The following is a 16,590-nucleotide window of genomic DNA, read 5'->3' as shown; positions in this document are numbered from 1 at the left end:
GGCGTGGCACGTGTCGGCGGTTCCATTAGGGGGTCATCCATGTTTTTCTTGCCCGTCGCGCTCGTCACTGCCGGCGCTTCCGCGCTCCTCAACTTCTGGCTGGGGTTGCGCGTCAGCCGGCTGCGCATCTCCGAGAAAATCCTGGTCGGCGACGGCGGCAATCTGCGGCTGGTGGCGCGGATGCGCGCGCAGCTCAACTTCGCCGAATATGCGCCGATCGTGCTGATCCTGATCTCGCTGATCGAGCTGGCGCGCGGCACCCAGACTTGGCTGTGGGGCGTCGCTTTCGTCTTCATTATCGGCCGCGTGCTGCACGCGTTCGGGATGGACGGGTGGAGGTTGGGGCGGATGATCGGCATTGCCGCCACGATGCTGGTGATGCTCGGCCTCGCCGCTTATGCGGTCTTTCTCGGCTATACCGGGCTCAACCCTTTGCGCTGAGCGCGGCATCGCCGACGAAAGGATTCGTCCGCCGCTCATGCGCGAAATTGCTCGGCTGGCCGTGGCCGGGGACGAACACCGTATCGTCTCCCAACGGCCATAGCCTGCCGGTGATCGCGTCGATCAGGTCCTGATGGTTGCCCCTCGGAAAGTCGGTGCGGCCGATCGATCCCTGGAACAGCACGTCGCCGACGATCGCCAGCTTCGACGGGGCATGGTGAAAGACGACATGCCCCGGCGTGTGGCCGGGGCAATGATAGACGTCGAGCACCAGTTCGCCGACGGTCACCTGGTTGCCATTGATCAGCCAGCGGTCGGGCTCGAACGGCGCTCCGACCACGCCATATTTGCGCCCGTCCTCGGCGAGGCGGTCGATCCAGAAGCGGTCCGCCTCGTGCGGGCCTTCGATCGGCACGCCGAGTTCCGCCGCGAACTCGCCGGCGGCGCCGCAATGATCGATATGGCCATGGGTGATCAGGATCTTCTCGATCGTGACTCCGTGCTGCCCGGCCGCCGCGCGCAGCCGGTGGAGATCGCCGCCGGGGTCGACAAAGGCGCCGCGCATGGTGCGGGTGCACCAGAGCAGGCTGCAATTCTGCTGGAGCGGCGTGACGGGGACGATCGCCACGCGCATCGGGGGATTGGACATGCCTGGCAGATAGGAGGCGGTGCCTGTCGCGGCAACACGGGCTTGCCGCGGCGCATCGGCGGCGGCATGCGCATCGCGATGGCGTTGCCCCCTCCTCCTTTCGTGCTGCTCGACGATGCCCGTCCAGGCGGCGCGGCGGCGCGGCTTTATGCCGATCCGGTCGAGATCGTCCGTGCCGACTCGCCCGACGCGGTGCAGCCGGCGCTCGAGATCCTTCGCGCAGCGCGTGCGCGCGGCCTCGATGCGGCGGGCTATCTGCGCTACGAGGCGGCGGCGGGGATCGAGCCGAAGCTTGCGGATCTTGGTGCCCCCGGACCGCTGCTCTGGTTCGGGCTGTTCCGCGGGTATCGCGAGGTCGATTCTCAGGCCGTTCTGCCCGACCCCGCCGGGGCATGGGCCGGCGCCCCCCGGCCGATGATCGAGCGCCACGCTTATGCGGAAAGCTTCGCGCATGTCGCCGGACGCATCACCGCGGGGGACATCTATCAGGCCAACCTCACCTTCCGCGCCGAAGTGGCCACCATGGGCGCGCCCGCCGCCGTCTATGCGCTGCTGCGGAACCGTGCGGCGGCGGGCTATGGCGCGCTGATCGCCACCGGCGACGAGTGGCTGCTCTCCTTCTCGCCCGAGCTGTTCTTCGCCCTCGATGCGGGAACCCTGTCCGCCCGGCCGATGAAGGGGACTGCGCTGCGCGACACGGATTCTGCCCAGGACATGGCCAATGCCGGGGCATTGCGCGCCGACCCCAAGCAACGCGCCGAGAATCTGATGATCGTCGATCTGATGCGCAACGATCTCAGCCGCGTCGCACGCCCAGGCAGCGTCGCGGTGCCGCGACTCTTCCACGTCGAGCATTACCCGACCGTCCATCAGATGGTGTCGGAGATCACCGCGACCATCGATCCGGAGCGCGACGCGATCGATGCGCTCGCCGCGCTCTTCCCCTGCGGCTCGATCACCGGCGCGCCCAAGCTGCGCGCGATGCAGATCATCGCCGAGACCGAGGATGCCCCGCGCGGCGTCTATACCGGCGCGATCGGCCGGCTCGATGCCAGCGGTGATGCGATGTTCAATGTTGCGATCCGCACGCTGACGCTTGTCGGGGGCGACTCGACCGCGATTTTGGGTTTAGGGTCGGGCGTGGTTGCCGATTCGGACCCCGATCAGGAATGGCAGGAATGCCTCGCCAAGGGGGCGTTCGTGACTGCGGGTGAGCGCGCCTTCGACCTGATCGAGACGATGCGCTTCGATCCGCTCGACGGCATGCCTTTGCTCGAGCGCCACCTTACCCGGATGAAGGAAAGCGCCGCCGTGTTTGGCTTCGCGTTCGACCGGCATACGGTACGCAACGAGCTCCAGGCCGCCACATTCCGGCTGCGGACCGCCTCGAAGGTGCGGCTGCTGCTCGCGCCGTCGGGAGCGATTTCGATCGGCATAAGCCCGCTCCCCGAAGCGCCCGACCAGCCCGTGCGTGTCGCGTTGCGTCGCCACGAAGTCGCGCCGGACGACTTTCGCCTGCGCCACAAGACCAGTCGCCGGGGCTTTTACGATCGCGCGCGGTCCGCGGCGGGCACGTGGGAAGTTCTGTTCACCGATCCCGAGGGCTTCCTCACCGAAGGCAGCTTCACCAATGTCTTCGTCGAACGGGACGGCATTTTACTCACCCCGCCGCTCGCGCGCGGGCTGCTGCCGGGGGTGCTCCGCGCAGAGCTGATCGCGAGCGGCCAGGCGATCGAACGCGATCTGCGCCCCGCGGATCTCGCCGCTGGTTTCCAGCTCGGCAACGCGCTGCGCGGACTGGTTTCAGCCGTTACAGTTGCGGAAGCCGCGAACGCGGACGTATAGGCGCGCGCATTCCCTCCCGGAAAGGCGCCTTATCCCATGCAGACGTCCGCCGCGCTCCAGCGCATCCAGCCCTCCGCCACGCTCGCGATGACGAGCCGCGTGTTCGAGCTGAAGCGGCAGGGGATCGATGTGATCGGCCTCGGCGCCGGCGAGCCCGATTTCGACACCCCCGATTTCGTCAAGGAAGCGGCGATCGAGGCGATCCGTGCGGGCAAGACGAAGTACACCAATGTCGACGGCACCCCCGAATTGAAGCAGGCGGTGCTGGCCAAGTTCGCGCGTGACAACGGCCTGACCTATGCCGAGAATCAGATCAGCGTGAACTCGGGCGGCAAGCACACCTTGTTCAATGCCTTTTGCGCGACGATCGACGCGGGCGACGAAGTGATCGTCCCCGCGCCATATTGGGTGAGCTATCCCGATGTGGTCGAGTTCGCCGGAGGCAAGCCGGTGTTCATCGCCGCGGGTGCGGATCAGAACTACAAGATCACCCCCGAACAACTCGATGCCGCAATCACTGCGAAGACCAAATGGGTGGTGCTCAACTCGCCGTCCAACCCGACAGGTGCAGCGTATAGCGCGGCGGAGCTCAAGGCGCTGGGGCAAGTGCTCGAACGGCACCCGCACGTGCTGATCTATGCCGACGATATGTACGAGCATATCCTCTATGACGACTTCGAATTCGCGACGATCGCGCAGGTCTGCCCGTCGCTCTACGATCGCACGCTGACTGCCAACGGCGTGTCCAAGGCCTATGCGATGACCGGCTGGCGGATCGGCTATGCAGGCGGCCCAGCCTGGCTGATCAAGGCGATCGGCAAGCTCCAGTCGCAATCGACCTCGAACCCGTGCAGCATCTCGCAGGCCGCCTCGGTCGCCGCGCTCAACGGTGATCAGAGCTTCCTCAAGGCGCGCGTCGCGGCGTTCCAGGGCCGGCGCGATCTGGTCGTGTCGATGCTCAACCAGGTCAATGGCATGACCTGCCCGCGCCCCGAAGGCGCCTTCTACGTCTATCCCGAGTTCGCCGGGCTGATCGGCAAAGCCACGCCCAAGGGGCAGGTGATCACTACCGACGAGGAGATGATCTCCTATCTGCTCGACGAGGCCAAGGTCGCCGCAGTCCATGGCGCCGCCTTCGGTCTCTCGCCGGCGATGCGGATCAGCTATGCCACTTCGGAGGCTTTGCTGACCGAGGCGTGCACGCGCATCCAGACTGCGTGCGCGGCCTTGCGCTGAGGCGCGCGAACGACGATCTTGCGCCCATGCTGAAATGGGCCCTTCCCCTTGGTCTCGCCGGCGCTGCTGCGCTGCTGCCGGCGATCGCTGCCCCCGCCGCCGAGCGCGCGGTGCCGATCCCGCCGCCCGCGCAGGATGTGACGGGCGGCAAAAACCAGCAAGTCGCGGTGCTCGCCGGTGGCTGCTTCTGGGGAATGGAAGCGGTTTTCCAGTCGGTGAAGGGCGTGCATTCGGTGACCAGCGGCTACGCCGGTGGCACGCGCAGCACCGCGAATTACAGCAAGGTCTCGACCGAACGCACTGGCCATGCCGAGGTGGTGCGCATCGTCTATGATCCGCGGAAGGTGAGCTACGGCACCTTGCTGCGCGTCTATTTCTCGATCGCGCACGATCCGACCCAGCTCAACCGGCAGGGCCCCGATACCGGTCCCAGCTATCGCTCGGCGATCTTCCCGCAGGACGATGCCCAGCGCCGCGTCGCGACCGCCTATATCGCGCAGCTCGGCCGCACCAAAGCGTGGGCGAAGCCGATCGTGACCCGGATCGAGAGCGGGACCTTCTATCCGGCCGAATCCTCGCATCAGGACTTCTTCTGGCGAAACCCGACCCACCCCTACATCGTGCGCTGGGACAAACCCAAGGTCGCCGCCTTCCGCAACGCCTTCCCGCAACTGGCGAATTGATCGCCACCCCGGCGAAAGCCGGGGCCTCAGGCGGCAAGCGCAACCTATGCCGGCATGTGATCCCGGCCTTCCCGGGATGACGATTTAGGTCAAATCAGTCCCATCGCAGCGAGTTCGCCGACCAACCCCGGCGGCAGTTCGGAAATCCCCGCGCCCGCTTCGCCCAGGTCGGTCGGCGCGTCCGCGCCCTCCAGATAGCGCCAGCCCTGGTGCGCGCGTTTCGGTCGCGCCTGGACGAGCACCAGCTTCGGCTCGAGATAGATCGCCACGCGTCCGCCCTCAGCCTCACCGAAGCCGCTGATCGGGGAACGGCCGATCAGCTGGTGCTTGATGATCCAGAACAGCGAGCCGCCGACAATCTCTTCGTGCCTTTTGGGCAGATACCGTGTGGTGAGAAACGCCGGCTGATGCGCGGCCTTGAGTGCGAGGCGTTCCTGCAGATATTCGATGCTGTCGCAGCCATAGGCGACTTTGGTCAGATGTAGCGGCATGACACTCGATGTGGCGCGTGTGCCTGACCGTTCAAGGTCGCCGTCAAGCGCCGCCATGCACGCGGAACAAGGTGGCGAGCCCGAGAAACGCGAAGAAGCCCAGCGAGTCGGTCATCAATGTCACGAACACGGCGGAGGAGACAGCGGGATCGATCCGCAGCCGGTCCATCGTCAGCGGGATCAGCACACCGGCCAGCCCCGCGATCAAATTGTTGATGAGGATCGCCAACCCGAACACGAACGACAAGGTCGGGTTATGGAAGATCACCAGCGTGCCCAGCCCGATCAGCACGCCGAGCGAAAGCCCGTTGACTGCGGCGATCCGCAACTCGCGCAATACGGTGCGCGTCATGTTCGATTCGGTCAGCTGGTTGGTCGCGAGCGCACGCACCACCACTGCCAGCGTCTGGGTGCCGGCGTTGCCGCCCATCCCCGATACGATGCCCATCAGTGCTGCGAGCAGCGCATAGCCGGCGATCACGCGGTCGAACAGATTGACCACCGACGCGGCAATCATCGCCGTGCCCAGATTGACCACCAGCCACACCAGGCGGGTGCGCACCGTGGTCAGTACCGGCTCGTTGATGTCGCCATCGCCTGCGCCGGAGAGGCGCAGGATGTCCTCGCCGGCTTCTTCGGAGATGATGTGGACCACGTCGTCGACGGTGATCATGCCCACCAGCCGACCGCTGCTGTCGACCACCGCAGCCGAAATGAGCGCGTATTTCTGGAAGCGGAGCGCAACTTCTTCCTGGTCCATATCGCCCGGAATCAGCGTCTGCTCGCGCTTCATCACGTCGGAGATCGAGACTCCGCGCGGCGTGCGCAGGATCCACGAAAGCGCGCAGGTGCCGACCGGGTGATGCGCCGGATCGACGACGAAGATTTCCCAGAAGTCGGTGGCCAGCTCTTCGTGGCCGCGCAGATAATCGAGCACATCGCCGACGGTCCAATGCTCGGGCACGGCGATCAGCTCGCGCTGCATCAGGCGGCCGGCGGTCTCTTCGGGATAAGAGAGTGCTTCCTCGATCGCGGCGCGGTCGTCGGGGTCGAGCGCGCGCAGCACTTCGCGCTGGTCCTCGAAATCCATGTCCTCGATGATCGCGACGGCGTCGTCGGTATCGAGCTCGGCGGCGATGTCCGCGACCTGGTGCGGTTCGAGCGCGTCGACCAGTGCCTCGCGCACCCAGTCGTTCATCTCGGCGAGCACGTCGCCGTCGATCAGGTCGCTGATTGCCGCAGCCAATGCCGGGCGCAATTCGGCCGGGGTCAGTTCGACCAGATCGGCGATGTCGGCGGGATGGAGCGGGGCGACCCGCATCCGGGCAGTCTCGGCATCGCCTGCCGCAACGGCCTCGAGCACCGCGCTGACGAACTCGGGCTTGAGCCGGTCGTCCTCGTCGAGCTCGCTTTCAGGCGGCTGCTGCTCGGGATGAAGTTCGGTCTCGCTCATCGTCCGACCTCCCTGTTGCGCCCCGGTTCGCGCCGCTAGTGCCAATGCAGCGAGCGTGTTGCAAGTCACTCGCGACCCTGCCAGAGCCGCGGCGATAATTTAGGGAGTAGCCCATGTCCGAACCCAGCACGCTCGTCCTGACTCTCGACAGCGGTGATGTCCGCATCAAGCTGCGCCCCGATCTCGCGCCGAAGCATGTCGAGCGGATCGTCAAGCTCGCCGATGACGGCTTCTATGACGGGGTGATCTTCCACCGCGTCATCGACGGCTTCATGGCACAAGGCGGCGATCCCTCGGGCACCGGCATGGGTGGCTCGAAGGAGCCCAACCTCAATCAGGAATTCAGCGCCGAGCCGCACGTCCGCGGCGTCTGCTCGATGGCGCGGACCAACGATCCGAATACCGCCAATTCGCAATTCTTCATCTGCCTCGACGATGCGACCTTCCTCGACCGTCAGTATACGGTGTGGGGCGAAGTCACCGAAGGCATGGAGCATGTCGACGCGCTCCCCAAGGGCGAGCCGCCGCGCGCTCCCGGCAAGATCGTCAAGGCACGGACGGAGGCCTGATTCGTCACCCCGGCGAAAGCCGGGGTCTCGTGCCGTACCGGCGTCCCTGCTGCCTGAGATCCCGGCGTTCGCCGGGATGACGGGAATTCAGGCGCTCTCCGCCCGCAATGCCTCGATCAGCCAGTCGTGGAAGATCTTCACCGGGCGCTGGCCGAGCGCCCGGGGGCGACAGACGAACCAATAGCTGTAATGGCTCTCCACCGTCAGGTCGAAGAGCTGGACGAGCCGCTCGTCGCGCGCCGCCTCGAAATGCGATTCGAGCATGAAGGCGACGCCGAGACCCTGCGCCGCCGCCTCGAGCATCAGATTGCCCGAATCGAAATGATCGATCGCCAGCGGCTCGAGATCGGGGAAGCCCGCCGCCGCGCGCCACGCAGTGAAGGTCTCGGGCATGTCGCGATGCACCAGAGCGGTGAGCTTCGAAAGCTGCTCGGGGCGAGTGACCGGATCGGGGCCTTCGATCAGAGCGCGCGATCCGATCACATGAACGCGATTGCGATCGAGCCGCTTCGAATAGAAGCCAGGATCGATGTCGCGCGCGATCACGATCGCCGCGTCGAGCCCATCGCCCAGCCGCGCCACGCCATAGCCGGCGGTGTCGACGTCGAGGTGCAGTTCGGGATGGCGCCGCTTGAGCTCGGGCAGGCGTGGAAGCAGCTGCTGGGTCGCATAGAGCGGCAGTACGCCGAGGCGTAGCCTGAGCAATTCGCCGCCGCTGGTCATCGCCTCGACCGCGTCGGTCATCGCGTCGAGCGCCGGCGCGATCATGCCAAGCAGGCGATCGCCGTCGTCGTTGAGTCTGAGCGCCTGATGGCGCCGCTCGAACAGCGGCTTGCCGATGAAGCGTTCGAGCGCCTGGACCCGGCGGCTCAGCGCAGGCGAGGACAATGCCAGCTCTTCCGCCGCGGCCTTGATCGAACCGAGCCGCGCGACCTGGACAAAAGCTTCGATGGCGGTGAGGGGCGGTAGCCTGCGCATGGTCTTTCTTTTGTGCACTGCAATACAAGCTACGCCAAGCGTTCGAACGCATGCAAGCCCTCACAGCACGAGCATGGAACGTATTACCCGGACGGTATACGATTGCAATCCGTGCAACCACCTAAGGAACATTTCGCACTTGCACAAAAATATGCCGCGTCGCACATAGAGCAGGCCTTTCAGGCATCCTCTCCTAAAACTTTCCAAGGCGGGCTTCGGCCCGCCATTTTTTTGCCCCCTCGCGGCACGCAATCCGGCTTCCTATGTTCCGCCTTCACTCCTGAAGGAAAGCATAGTGGCGGACGACGAAAGCAGAGGGCGCAAGCTCCAGGTTGCCAATAGCCGGCCCGAAGACAGCGGCCGCGGCCTCGCGCATATCCCGCGCACGCTGATGGCGGCTTTGGGCATCACCGAAGGCGAAGTGATCGAGATCGTGGGCAAGCGTGCCACGCCGGCCCGCGCGGTGCTGCCTTATACTGAGGACGAGGGTCTCGAACTGCTCCGCATCGACGGCCTCCAGCGCGCCAATGCCGGCGTCGGCTCGGGTGATTTCGTCGAAGTGCGCAAGGCGGCGTCCAAACCTGCAACGCGGGTGGTGTTCGCACCTGCACAAGCCAATCTACGACTCCAGGGTTCGGCTCAGGCGCTCCAGCGCACTTTTTATGGCCGCCCGCTCGCCCAAGGCGACATCGTCGCCACCGCCGGGCATCACCGCGTGGTCGATCCCAACGTCCAGCGCTGGGTCAATGCCCCGGCTTATGCGCTGCAGGAGATCCGTCTCGCCGTGGTCTCGGCGGCGCCCAAGGGCATCGTCCATATCGACGAGAATACCGAAGTCGAATTGCGCCCCGAATATGAGGAAGCTTCGGAGAGCCGGCGCGCCGACGTCACTTATGACGATATCGGCGGCATGGCCGGGACGATCGATCAGCTGCGCGAGATGGTCGAATTGCCGCTGCGCTATCCCGAATTGTTCCAGCGCCTCGGCGTCGATCCGCCCAAGGGAGTGCTGCTCCATGGGCCGCCCGGCACCGGCAAGACCCGGCTCGCACGTGCGGTGGCCAATGAGAGCGACGCCAATTTCCATCTGATCAACGGCCCCGAGATCATGGGCTCGGCTTATGGCGAATCGGAAAGCCGGCTGCGCCAGGTGTTCGAGGAAGCCGCCAAATCGGCGCCATCGATCGTGTTCATCGACGAGATCGATTCGATAGCGCCCAAGCGGGGGCAGGTGTCGGGCGAGGCCGAAAAGCGCCTCGTCGCGCAGCTGCTGACGCTGATGGACGGACTCGAGGCGCGCGCCAACATCGTGGTGATCGCGGCGACCAACCGCCCCGAGGCGATCGACGAGGCGCTGCGGCGTCCCGGCCGGTTCGATCGCGAGATCGTCGTCGGCGTGCCCGACGAGCGCGGCCGCCGCGAGGTTCTCGGCATCCACACCCGCGGCATGCCGCTCGCCGAGGATGTCGATCTGGCCGAGCTTGCGCGCACCACTTACGGCTTCGTCGGCGCCGATCTCGCCGCGCTCACGCGTGAGGCGGCGATCGAATCGGTGCGCCGGATCATGCCGCGGCTCAATCTCGAGGATGGCAGCATCCCGGCCGAAGTGCTCGATACCCTGTCGGTCACCCGCGACGATTTCGTCGAGGCGATCAAGCGCGTCCAGCCATCGGCGATGCGCGAAGTGATGGTGCAAGCGCCGCAGGTCCGCTGGGACGATGTCGGCGGGCTCGACGACGCGCAGATGCGGCTGAAGGAAGGCGTCGAGCTGCCGCTCAAGGATCCCGATGCGTTCCGCCGGCTCGGCATCCGCCCAGCCAAGGGCTTCCTGCTCTACGGTCCGCCGGGCACCGGCAAGACCTTGCTCGCCAAGGCCGTCGCGCGTGAAGCGGAGGCGAACTTCATCGCCACCAAATCGAGCGACTTGCTCAGCAAATGGTATGGCGAATCCGAGCAGCAGATCGCCCGGCTGTTCGCCCGCGCGCGCCAGGTCGCACCCTGCGTGATCTTCATCGACGAACTCGACTCGCTGGTGCCGGCGCGCGGTGGCGGCCTCGGCGAGCCGCAGGCGACCGAACGCGTGGTCAACACCATCCTCTCGGAGATGGACGGGCTCGAGGAGCTCCAGTCGGTGGTGGTGATCGGCGCGACCAATCGGCCCAATTTGATCGACCCGGCGCTGCTCCGCCCGGGGCGTTTCGACGAGCTGATCTATGTCGGCGTTCCCGACAAGGCGGGGCGCGAGCGTATCCTGCGCATCCAGACCGAGAAAATGCCGCTCGCGAGCGACGTCGACCTCGGCGACATCGCCGAGCAGACGCCGCGCTACACCGGCGCCGATCTCGAGGACGTTGTCCGCCGCGCCGGTCTCGTCGCTCTGCGCGAGTCGCTTCAGGCTCGCGAGGTGACGAAGACGCATTTCGAAGCGGCGCTCGCCGATTCGCGCGCGACGGTGACGGTCGAGATGGAACAGGAATACGAAGCGATGTCGGGCCGGCTCAAGCAGCAGGCCTCGGCGATCCAGCCGCTCGGCTTCATTGCGCCGGGGATGCTCCGCGGCCGGGGTCCGAAGGGCGAAGACTGAGCCAGGCGTAGACCAGCAGGCAAGCGAGCGCGGCGGCCGCGGCCAGATAGGGCAGCGGCCGCCACAGCTCGTACAGGCCCACGCCGATCGACGGGCCGAGCACGAACGCCGCGCCGTTGATCGAAGTGACCTTGCCTGCCACCGAGCCCTGTCCCTCGGCGCCGACCGCGAGCGATGAGCCTGCGGTGAAGCCCGGCCGCGCCAGCCCCATACCGAGCGAAGTCAGCGCATAGCCCAGTGCGATTCCGTAGAGCGATGTCGCGCTGCCGGTGGCAATGCAGCCGAGCACCCCGAGCACGGTGCCAGCGAGCACCAGTGCGCGCGGCTTGAGGTCGAGCAGCGGGATCAGCCCCCATTGCGCGAGCAAGGCCGAGCCCGCGCCCATCATCAATACCAGTCCGGTGGGCTCGAGCGCGTCCATCGGCGAGACCGCCAGCCGGTCGATGATCAGAAAGCCGATCGCTTGCCCGGTCATCGCCTGGGCATGTCCGATGACCAGCCCGCTGATCATCCACACGCGCACCCGCGGATCGAAATAGCCGATCTTCTCGCTCGATGATCCGGTGGCGGCAGTGACGGTGGCGCCGGTCCCCTGCCCGCCGATGCTCGGATAGCTCGCCGCCGCTCCGTGCGACACGCCTTCGTCATGGGGCAGCAGCCGCACCACCGCGATCCAGATCACCGCGCCGATCGCCGCCGCGACGAAGGCGGGGCCGGCCAATCCGATCTCGGGTCCGCCGTGCCAGAGATGGCCGAGCACGAGATACGGGGCGAGCGCGGGTCCGAGGATCGTCCCCAGCCCGAACGCCGACGCCAGCAGCGTGAGCGCCTTCGTGCGCTCCTCGCGCGTGGTGCGCCCGGCGACGATTGCCTGCACCGCCGGCGGTGCCGCCGATCCGAACGCCCCGTAGATCACCCGCGCCGCGATGAACGCGATGAAGGTCGCCAGCGGTCCGAGCACGCCGTTGATCCCGAGCGCGAGGAAGATCCCGCACAGCAGCAGCGAGACGGTGAACCCCGCGATGCCCAGCAACACCATCGCGCGCCGCCCATGCCGGTCCGAGCGATTGGCCCAGAAGGGCGCGGCGATCACCCACAGCAGCGCCGAGACCGAGAACACCGCCGCGACGGCGCTGTCGGCGGCGCCGAGCGAACGCCCGAGCGCGGGCAGCACCGATTGCAGCGCGGTATTCCCTGCCGCGATCGCCAGCATCACCGCGAACAGCACCGCGAAGGTGCGATCGAATCCGCCGGCCTTCATTCGCGCATCCACGAATAGCTGCGGCGGATGTCGGCGACGTGGAGCCGATACCATTTGTACCAGCGGCCGCGTCCGGCCTCGCGAGTCGCGGCATGCTCGGGATGGTGGCGCCACGCGACGGCACTCGCCTCGTCAGCCCAATAGCTGAGCGTGATGCCGAGGCCACCGGCCGAGACGCTGTCGATCCCGCGATAGCCCGGCTGTTGCGCGGCGAGCGCGTCCATCGCATCGGCAGCGGCGGAATAGCCGTGGGGATCGTCGCCGGTGCGCTCGGAGACGAACATCACCGCCACTTGCCCTGTGCGATCCTCCGCCATGCGCGCCTCCCTGACCTTATGTCCGATAGGCACTTTGGCGCTGCAGGCAAACCCGCTACCGGCGAGCGATGATCCTCGACTGGCATTTCTACGCCCTCGCCATCCCCGCCGTGATCTTGCTCGGGCTGGCCAAGGGCGGGTTCGCGGGCATGGGCGCGCTGTCGCTGCCGATGCTCACTTTCGCGATCGACCCGGTGCGCGCCGCGGCGATCCTGCTGCCGATCCTGATTGCGCAGGATGTGGTCGGGGTCTGGGCGTTCCGTCGTACCGTCGACTGGCGCGTGCTCGTCTGGATGATGCCCGGCGCGATGTTCGGAATCTGGCTCGGTTACGCTTTTGCCGCGAGCGTGTCGCCGCTTGGCGTCATGGCGGCAGTCGGCGTCATCTCCATGATTTTCGGCGCCTATCGCCTCTGGGCGGCGCGCCATAGGGGAGCGCCGCGCGAGGCCGCGCGATGGCCTGAATGGGTGGGCTCACTGTTCGGTATCGCTTCGGGTTTCACCAGCCAGATCGCGCATGCGGGGCAGCCGCCCTTCCAGCTATGGGTGCTCCCGCGCAAGCTCGACCGCGACGTGCTGATCGGCACCACCGCGCTGTTCTTCGCTGCGATCAACTGGATCAAGGTGCCCGCTTATGCCGCGCTCGGCCAGTTCACCGCGGCGAATCTTCTTACCGCAGCGGTCCTGCTGCCGCTTGCGCTGGTTTCGACGGTGGCGGGCGTGTGGCTGGTCCGCCGCATCGCGCCCGAGCGCTTCTACACGGCGATCTACTGGCTGATGATCCTCGTCGGCGGGGCGCTGATCTGGGAAGCGCTGGCCTGAACCTCAATCGAAAAGCGACGACACCGAACTCTCGTCGGCGATGCGCTTGATCGCCTCGGCGAGCAACGGCGCGATCGTGAGATGGCGGGTCTTGGCGCTTTCGGCGATCACGGCGTGGTTGCCGATCGAATCGGTGATCACCAACTCGGTCAATGCCGATGCGTCGACGCGCGCGACCGCGCCGCCCGACAGCACGCCATGAGTGCAATAAGCGACCACGTCCTCGGCGCCGGCGGCCTTGAGCGCCGCAGCCGCGTTGCACAACGTCCCCGCCGAATCGACGATGTCGTCGATCAGGATGCAGAAGCGCCCCTCAACCTGGCCGATGATGTTCATCACTTCGGATTCGCCCGGGCGCTCGCGACGTTTGTCGACGATCGCCAGCGGCGCGTTGTCGAGCCGTTTGGCGAGCGCGCGGGCGCGGACCACACCGCCCACGTCGGGGGAGACCACCATCCACTGCTTGCCCGGAAAGCGCGTGGTGATGTCCGCCGACATCACCGGGGCAGCGAAGAGGTTGTCGGTCGGGATGTCGAAAAAGCCCTGGATCTGGCCGGCGTGCAAGTCGACCGAGAGCACGCGATTGGCGCCCGCCGTGGTGATCAAATTGGCGACCAATTTGGCCGAGATCGGCGTGCGCGGGCCGGGTTTCCGATCCTGCCGGGCATAGCCGAAATAGGGGAGCACCGCGGTGATCCGTTTGGCCGATGCGCGCCGCAGCGCATCGATCATGATCAGCAGTTCCATCAGATTATCGTTGGCCGGATAGCTGGTCGACTGGAGCACGAACACGTCCTCGCCGCGGACATTCTCGAGGATCTCTACGAAGATCTCCTCGTCGGCAAAGCGGCGGACATTGGCCTGGGTCAACGGAATCTCGAGATAGCCCGCGATCGCGCTGGCGAGCGGCATGTTCGAATTGCCGGCCATCAATTTCATCTGCGCGCGCTCCGTCCGCTGGTCCCGGCGCTCCCCTTAGGACGCCGAACGGACGAGGCAAAGGGGCATTGCCGCTAAAGCAGGTCGAGCCTAGGTCGGCAGCCATGACGGTGACCACGCGCTTCGCTCCCAGTCCGACCGGTACGCTGCACGTCGGCAATCTACGGACTGCGCTCCACAACTGGATGTTCGCCCGGGCACATGGCGGCCGCTTCCTGCTGCGCATCGATGACACCGATCGCGCGCGTTCGGAGGAACGGCATGTCGAATCGATCCGCGCCGATCTCGCCTGGCTGGGTCTGGTGCCCGATGGCGAGGGACGCCAGTCGGCGCGGTTCGACCGCTATGAGGCGCGCTTCGCCGAACTGGTCGCCGCCGGTCGCGCCTATCCGGCATATGAGACTGCGCAGGAACTCGATCTCAAGCGCAAGGTGCTGCTCGGCCGCGGGCTGCCGCCGGTCTATGATCGCGCCGCGCTCGCACTGAGCGATGCCGAGCGTGCGGCGTTCGAGGCCGAAGGCCGCGCCCCGCACTGGCGCTTCCGGCTCGATCACGACCTGCCGATCGAATGGGACGATCTGGTCCGGGGACCCCAGCGATTCGAACCGAAGACGATGAGCGATCCGGTGATCCGCCGGGCCGACGGCTCGTGGCTGTATCTCTTCCCTTCGGTGGTCGACGATATCGACATGGCCATCACCCATGTCGTGCGCGGCGAGGACCATGTCTCGAACACAGCGACCCAGCTCCAGATGTTCGCTGCGCTGGGCAGCAATCCGCCCGCGTTCGCACACGAAGCATTGCTCGTCGGCAACGAAGGCAAGCTGTCCAAGCGGCTCGGCTCGCTCGGCGTCGATCATTTCCGCCAGAGCGGCATCGAGCCACAGGCGCTGGTCGCTTTGCTCGCGCGAATCGGTACCAGCGATCCGGTCGAACCGCATGTCGATCCCGCGCCGCTGATCGCCGGCTTCGATTTCGCCCGATTCGGCCGTGCACCTGCGCGATTCGACGAAGCCGAGCTCGCCCAGCTCAACGCGCGCATCGTTCACCAGCTCGGTTTCGACGCCGTCGCGCAACGCCTGCCGGACGGCGTGACGTCGGAAGCGTGGGAGGCGATACGGCCCAATCTGGCCAGTATCGCCGAAGCCGCGGACTGGTGGCGCGTGGTCGAGGGGCCGATCGAGCCCGCCGATCTCTCGCCTGAGGATCGCCCCTTTCTGGCCCAGGCGGCGGAGACGGCGGCGCAGATCGATTGGTCGGCCGATCCGTGGCATGCGCTCACCGGCGCGCTCAAGGGAGCGACCGGGCGCAAGGGGAAGGCCTTGTTCCTGCCGTTGCGGCTCGCGCTCACCGGGCGCGAACATGGGCCTGACATGGCCAGGCTGCTCCCGCTGATCGGTCGCGACGCCGCGCTCGCACGGTTGCAGGCAGCGCGCTGAACGGCCGGGACTCGTCCTCCCCGTCGTCCGGCGAAGGCCGGGATCCCGAACCGCAAGCGCCCGCGTGACTCGGGGCTTCGCCTTCGCCGGGTCACGATTGGCGCGCCGATTTCGTCCTCGCATGAAATCTGTTTACGGCTTGAATGTAACGTTGTATCATAACAACGGCCGGCGATCAGACCGGCGCAGGAGATGGAGTGCAACGTCATGTATGCAGAACATCGTTACATGCCGCGCCAGTCGCGCGGGGTCAGCTTCGGCGCCGCTTTCGCGATCAACGGGGCGATCGTCGCGGGAATGCTCTTCTACCTCGCGCCCAACGTGATCGCCATGGGGCCGGAAAAGCCGATCCCGGTCATCGACATCTCCAAACCGCGGGTGCCACCCCCCGAAAAATCCAGAGAACTGCCGAAAACGGAGCGCATGGAACCGACTGCGCCACTTCCGACGATCCCCAAGCCGATCATCCTCACGCCCACCGGCCCGATCATTGACGGCACCGACAAAATCTATCCGCCGCAGCCGCCATTGCCACCCGCGCCGACCGGCGAGCCGAACGTCGGCGAGCCCCCGGCCCCGTTGCCGCCGCTCATGGCCGCGGCGCAGGATCCGCGCTTCATCAAGGACTTCCAGCCAGCCTACCCCGCCAGTGAGCTTCGCGCCCAGCGCGACGGCGCGGTCAAGATTCGGGTGCTGATCGGAGTGGACGGGCGAGTGAAGGCGGCCGAATCGGTCACCGCCACCAGCGACGCCTTTTTCGAGGCGACGCGGCGTCAGGCGCTGTCGAAATGGCGCTTCAAGCCGGCTACCCGTGGCGGCGTGCCGCAGGAAAGCTGGAAGACGCTGAGCGTGCGGTTCGAGATCAAGAACCAGTGATTCACGCC

Annotated in this window: 16 protein-coding genes; 9 read left to right on the top strand and 7 right to left on the bottom strand. The window is 66.5% G+C overall.

All coding sequences use genetic code 11. The features are described 5' to 3' along the window. Positions 1 to 39 precede the first annotated feature (39 nt). A complete protein-coding gene (locus CVN68_RS14810; RefSeq protein ID WP_100282882.1) occupies positions 40 to 441 on the top strand; it encodes an MAPEG family protein in 402 nt (133 codons plus the stop codon). On the opposite strand, the gene CVN68_RS14805 is transcribed toward CVN68_RS14810, so the two are convergent. Beyond that, the gene (locus tag CVN68_RS14805; RefSeq protein WP_100282881.1) at positions 425 to 1,090 is read right to left on the bottom strand and encodes an MBL fold metallo-hydrolase; all 666 of its coding nucleotides are present in this window, start codon (positions 1,088 to 1,090) and stop codon (positions 425 to 427) included. The two genes, CVN68_RS14810 and CVN68_RS14805, sit on opposite strands and share 17 nt — an antisense overlap. A 78-nt stretch (positions 1,091 to 1,168) precedes the next feature. On the opposite strand from CVN68_RS14805, the gene pabB reads away from it, so the two are divergent. The 3 genes from pabB to msrA are packed head-to-tail and all read left to right on the top strand — an operon-like array spanning position 1,169 to position 4,854. Next, positions 1,169 to 2,935 carry an aminodeoxychorismate synthase component I gene (gene pabB, locus CVN68_RS14800; RefSeq protein ID WP_100284431.1) on the top strand — a complete coding sequence of 589 codons (1,767 nt, stop codon included), beginning with the start codon at positions 1,169 to 1,171 and terminating at the stop codon, positions 2,933 to 2,935. A gap of 36 nt (positions 2,936 to 2,971) precedes the next feature. Next, positions 2,972 to 4,171 (top strand): pyridoxal phosphate-dependent aminotransferase, encoded by a 1,200-nt coding sequence (locus CVN68_RS14795; protein ID WP_100282880.1) that lies wholly within the window; start codon positions 2,972 to 2,974, stop codon positions 4,169 to 4,171. A gap of 26 nt (positions 4,172 to 4,197) precedes the next feature. Next, on the top strand, positions 4,198 to 4,854 hold the full coding sequence (msrA, locus tag CVN68_RS14790) for a peptide-methionine (S)-S-oxide reductase MsrA (protein WP_100284430.1): 657 nt from the start codon (positions 4,198 to 4,200) through the stop codon (positions 4,852 to 4,854). Positions 4,855 to 4,943: 89 nt separating this feature from the next. On the opposite strand, the gene CVN68_RS14785 is transcribed toward msrA, so the two are convergent. Together CVN68_RS14785 and mgtE are read right to left on the bottom strand one after the other, a co-directional pair. Beyond that, the gene (locus CVN68_RS14785; protein ID WP_100282879.1) at positions 4,944 to 5,345 is read right to left on the bottom strand and encodes a DUF1489 family protein; all 402 of its coding nucleotides are present in this window, start codon (positions 5,343 to 5,345) and stop codon (positions 4,944 to 4,946) included. Positions 5,346 to 5,388: 43 nt separating this feature from the next. Further along, complete coding sequence (gene mgtE, locus CVN68_RS14780; RefSeq protein WP_100282878.1) at positions 5,389 to 6,798, bottom strand: magnesium transporter; 1,410 nt, start codon at positions 6,796 to 6,798, stop codon at positions 5,389 to 5,391. A gap of 113 nt (positions 6,799 to 6,911) precedes the next feature. Between mgtE and CVN68_RS14775 the strand changes: the two genes are divergently transcribed. Beyond that, a complete protein-coding gene (locus CVN68_RS14775; RefSeq protein WP_100282877.1) occupies positions 6,912 to 7,367 on the top strand; it encodes a peptidylprolyl isomerase in 456 nt (151 codons plus the stop codon). Positions 7,368 to 7,454: 87 nt separating this feature from the next. Here the strand turns inward: CVN68_RS14775 and CVN68_RS14770 are convergent, their stop codons facing one another. Then, positions 7,455 to 8,345, bottom strand: coding sequence for a LysR substrate-binding domain-containing protein (locus tag CVN68_RS14770; protein WP_100282876.1), 891 nt, complete (start codon positions 8,343 to 8,345; stop codon positions 7,455 to 7,457). Between the two features lie 295 nt (positions 8,346 to 8,640). Between CVN68_RS14770 and CVN68_RS14765 the strand changes: the two genes are divergently transcribed. Next, positions 8,641 to 10,929, top strand: a complete 2,289-nt coding sequence (locus tag CVN68_RS14765; protein ID WP_100282875.1) for a CDC48 family AAA ATPase — start codon at positions 8,641 to 8,643, stop codon at positions 10,927 to 10,929. On the opposite strand, the gene CVN68_RS14760 is transcribed toward CVN68_RS14765, so the two are convergent. Together CVN68_RS14760 and CVN68_RS14755 are read right to left on the bottom strand one after the other, a co-directional pair. Next, complete coding sequence (locus CVN68_RS14760) at positions 10,880 to 12,190, bottom strand: MFS transporter (protein ID WP_100282874.1); 1,311 nt, start codon at positions 12,188 to 12,190, stop codon at positions 10,880 to 10,882. The two genes, CVN68_RS14765 and CVN68_RS14760, sit on opposite strands and share 50 nt — an antisense overlap. After that, positions 12,187 to 12,507, bottom strand: coding sequence for an antibiotic biosynthesis monooxygenase family protein (locus tag CVN68_RS14755; protein ID WP_100282873.1), 321 nt, complete (start codon positions 12,505 to 12,507; stop codon positions 12,187 to 12,189). Before CVN68_RS14755 ends, CVN68_RS14760 begins: the two co-directional genes overlap by 4 nt. Before the next feature lie 68 nt (positions 12,508 to 12,575). Between CVN68_RS14755 and CVN68_RS14750 the strand changes: the two genes are divergently transcribed. After that, positions 12,576 to 13,328: a sulfite exporter TauE/SafE family protein gene (locus CVN68_RS14750; protein WP_100282872.1), complete on the top strand. Its 753-nt coding sequence runs from the start codon at positions 12,576 to 12,578 to the stop codon at positions 13,326 to 13,328. Positions 13,329 to 13,331: 3 nt separating this feature from the next. Here the strand turns inward: CVN68_RS14750 and CVN68_RS14745 are convergent, their stop codons facing one another. Beyond that, positions 13,332 to 14,267 (bottom strand): ribose-phosphate pyrophosphokinase, encoded by a 936-nt coding sequence (locus CVN68_RS14745; protein ID WP_100282871.1) that lies wholly within the window; start codon positions 14,265 to 14,267, stop codon positions 13,332 to 13,334. A 104-nt stretch (positions 14,268 to 14,371) separates the two neighbouring features. Between CVN68_RS14745 and gltX the strand changes: the two genes are divergently transcribed. Together gltX and CVN68_RS14735 are read left to right on the top strand one after the other, a co-directional pair. Next, positions 14,372 to 15,706: a glutamate--tRNA ligase gene (gene gltX / locus CVN68_RS14740; RefSeq protein ID WP_100282870.1), complete on the top strand. Its 1,335-nt coding sequence runs from the start codon at positions 14,372 to 14,374 to the stop codon at positions 15,704 to 15,706. 297 nt (positions 15,707 to 16,003) lie between these two features. Then, positions 16,004 to 16,582 carry an energy transducer TonB gene (locus tag CVN68_RS14735; protein WP_233503370.1) on the top strand — a complete coding sequence of 193 codons (579 nt, stop codon included), beginning with the start codon at positions 16,004 to 16,006 and terminating at the stop codon, positions 16,580 to 16,582. Positions 16,583 to 16,590: the final 8 nt, after the last annotated feature.

It is taken from the genome of Sphingomonas psychrotolerans (assembly GCF_002796605.1).
Taxonomy (GTDB): Bacteria; Pseudomonadota; Alphaproteobacteria; order Sphingomonadales; family Sphingomonadaceae; genus Sphingomonas; species Sphingomonas psychrotolerans.
Note: the sequence above shows the minus strand (reverse complement) of the source record. Positions and strands in the feature narration are given on the sequence as shown.